The organism is Micromonospora arborensis (assembly GCF_003205615.1).
Classification (GTDB): Bacteria; Actinomycetota; Actinomycetes; order Mycobacteriales; family Micromonosporaceae; genus Micromonospora; species Micromonospora arborensis.
On record NZ_PYBV01000160.1, the window covers coordinates 1 to 285 of the forward strand.

General features: G+C 48.8%; 1 protein-coding gene. It reads right to left on the reverse strand.

Features of this window, described 5'->3' with window-relative positions; genetic code table 11:
• On the reverse strand, window positions 1-156 hold a 156-nt coding region (gene traD / locus C7C45_RS36005), incomplete at its 3' end, for a conjugal transfer protein TraD (RefSeq protein ID WP_208641540.1).
• Window positions 157-285: the final 129 nt, after the last annotated feature.

A 285-nucleotide genomic window follows, 5' to 3' on the forward strand; every position in this document is an offset into this window, starting at 1 on the left:
GGTACTATCTGACTTTTTGCTGTTCAGCAGTTCCTGCCCTCTGATTTTCCAGTCTGACCACTTCGGATTATCCCGTGACAGGTCATTCAGACTGGCTAATGCACCCAGTAAGGCAGCGGTATCATCAACAGGCTTACCCGTCTTACTGTCGGGAATTCCCGGGGATCAGCTTTAATGCGGTAGTTTATCACAGTTAAATTGCTAACGCAGTCAGGCACCGTGTATGAAATCTAACAATGCGCTCATCGTCATCCTCGGCACCGTCACCCTGGATGCTGTACAATT